A 2,696-nucleotide genomic window follows, 5' to 3' on the forward strand; every position below is an offset into this window, starting at 1 on the left:
ACAGCGCGAAAAATGGGTCGAGGCGATGAAGCCGGTCTGGGAACAATTCGAGAGCGACGTCGGCAAGGAAAACCTCGACGCGGCCGTGTCGTCGAATTCCAGTTCGTAAATCGGCATGAACGGTACAGCCCCCGCACGGGCGGTGGCACGGTATCAATCGGGCAGATCACATCGACCCGCCCGATTTTCAATGGCTCTCCATAATATCATGGAAACGGGACGATGCAGCACAGAACCGGGCTGATCGACCAGATCGAGGAGACGGTGATCGCCGTGCTTATTGGGCTGATGACGGTCATCACCTTCGCCAATGTGGTAGCACGCTACGTGTTCAACTCGAACATCCTCTGGGCGCTTGAACTGACGGTTTTCATGTTCGGCTGGCTGGTGCTTCTCGGGGCGTCCTATGCCGTGAAGAAAAATGCGCATCTGGGGGTGGATGCGATCGTCGACCTGATGTCCCGGCCCGCGCGTCGCGTGCTTGCCCTGGTCGCGATAACCGCCTGCATCGTGTTCTCGTTGCTGCTGCTCAAGGGCTGTTACGACTATTGGGCTGTGTTTGCCGATCTGCCCCCCACCTCGGGCCGCTGGTTCCCGACCGGGTTCGACACAAGCGCGCGCAGCCAGAGCTTCTACGAGGTGCAGGACGTGCCGATGGTGGGCGTCTTCCGCTTTCTGGAAGACCTGATCAACTACGGCGAAACCTACGAGAAACTGCCCAAGGTCGTGCCCTATATCGTGCTGCCGATCTCGGCGCTTTTGCTGGTGCTGCGCTTTGCGCAGGTCGCCGTCGCCATCTGGCGCGGCGAGGTGGACCGGATCGTCGCAAGCCACGAGGTCGAAGAGGATCTCGACCAGGCCCGCGCCGGCCACGACCGTAATGCCGGGGGATCTCACTGATGGACGTGCTTTTTCTGTTCTCGATGGTGATCGGCCTTCTGCTGATCGGTGTGCCGATCGCGGTCTCGCTGGGGCTGAGTTCCACGCTTTTCCTGCTGATCTATTCCGGCAGTTCGCTCGGTTCGGTCGCGGGCACGCTCTTCGAGGCGTTCGAAGGACATTTCACGCTGCTCGCGATCCCGTATTTCATCCTCGCCTCGGCCTTCATGACCACCGGCGGCGTGGCGCAGCGGATCATCCGGTTTTCCATCGCCTGCGTCGGGCACCTGCCGGGCGGCCTCGCCATCGCCGGGGTCTTAGCCTGCATGATGTTTGCCGCACTTTCGGGATCGTCCCCCGCGACGGTGGTCGCGATCGGCACGATCGTGATCGCGGGTATGCGTCAGGTGGGCTATTCCAAGGAATTCGCCGCCGGGGTGATCTGTAACGCGGGCACCCTGGGCATTCTCATCCCGCCCTCCATCGTCATGGTCGTCTACGCGGCCTCGGTCGACGTGTCGGTCGGGCGCATGTTCCTTGCCGGGGTCATTCCGGGCCTGCTGGCCGGTTTCATGCTGATGACGACGATCTATGTCATCGCCAAGGTCCGCAACCTGCCCAAGGGCGACTGGCAGGGCTGGGGCGAGATCTGGGCGTCGGGGCGCGAGGCGGGCTGGGGCCTCTTCCTGATCGTGATCATCCTCGGCGGTATCTATGGCGGTATCTTCACGCCCACCGAGGCGGCGGCGGTGGCGGCGGTCTATTCCTTCTTCATCGCCAGTTTCATCTATCGCGACATGGGGCCGCTTGCGACAACCGGAGAGGGCGCGAATACCAGCCTTCTGCGCAAGCCGCATGCGATCCTGACTGCCTTTGTGCATCCCGACACCAAGAAGACGCTCTTCGAGGCGGGCAAGCTCACCGTGACGCTGCTTTTCGTGATCGCCAATGCGCTTATCCTCAAGCAGGTGCTGACCGAAGAGCAGATCCCGCAGCAAATCGCCAATGCGATGCTGAGCGCGGGATTCGGCCCGGTGATGTTCCTGATCATGGTCAACGTCATACTGCTGATCGGCGGACAGTTCATGGAGCCGAGTGGCCTACTGGTGATCGTGGCACCGCTGGTATTTCCGATCGCCATCGAGCTCGGCATCGATCCGATCCATCTGGGGATCATCATGGTGGTCAACATGGAAATCGGCATGATCACACCGCCGGTGGGGCTTAACCTCTTCGTCACGTCGGGCGTCGCGGGCATGCCGGTGATGGCGGTGGTGCGCGCCTCCCTGCCCTTCCTGTCCGTCCTATTGGTGTTCCTGATCATAGTCACCTATATCCCGTGGATATCGACCTTCCTGCCCAATACGTTCATGGGGCCTGAGATCATCACCAACTGACGGTGCCCGATGCCGCCGCATATGCCACGCAAGGCCCGGCCTTGCGTGGCATTATTATGCGCCCTGCGTCTTTTGTATACCGCTAGGCTGCCAAAACCCGAAAGTTCTGCTGGGTAATGACGCAGAAATCGTCTGACACTTGGTCGCGGAAGCTTTTCCATTCCTTTGGAATGGTTTCGCGGAAGAAGGTGAGGATGGCCTCCGCGAACTGCTTCTGACTTGGATACTAGCGATTATGGGTCACATACTAGTGTCTCGTCCGGTTAATTCGTTAGCGGAGTAGACGGTTTGCTCCTCCTCCTACAATATGTAGTGGTGGACTCTTCAGTCGATGACACCGCGCTGACCGGATTGGTGGCCGGCCGTGACTATCCGTGCACGTACCGCGAGTTCGTTGAGATGTATCCCGACGATGCGGCC

Annotated in this window: 2 protein-coding genes; both read left to right on the forward strand. The window is 60.3% G+C overall.

Annotation, left to right across the window (positions count from 1 at the left end; all coding sequences use genetic code 11):
* Positions 1–222 precede the first annotated feature (222 nt).
* Entirely contained in the window at positions 223–900 is a 678-nt protein-coding gene (locus tag ACESMD_RS10020) for a TRAP transporter small permease (protein WP_372612755.1), read from the forward strand.
* Entirely contained in the window at positions 900–2,276 is a 1,377-nt protein-coding gene (locus ACESMD_RS10025; RefSeq protein WP_372612757.1) for a TRAP transporter large permease, read from the forward strand. The genes ACESMD_RS10020 and ACESMD_RS10025 overlap by 1 nt, the downstream gene beginning before the upstream one ends.
* The last annotated feature ends 420 nt before the right edge of the window (positions 2,277–2,696 follow it).

The organism is Halomonas sp. (genome assembly GCF_041689495.1).
GTDB lineage: Bacteria > Pseudomonadota > Gammaproteobacteria > Pseudomonadales > Halomonadaceae > Halomonas.

What these genes read in the sequence shown, in the direction of transcription:
- ACESMD_RS10025 (WP_372612757.1), top strand. Translation starts at nt 900, where the DNA reads ATGGACGTGCTTTTTCTGTTCTCGATGGTGATCGGCCTTCTGCTGATC.
- ACESMD_RS10020 (WP_372612755.1), top strand. Translation starts at nt 223, where the DNA reads ATGCAGCACAGAACCGGGCTGATCGACCAGATCGAGGAGACGGTGATC.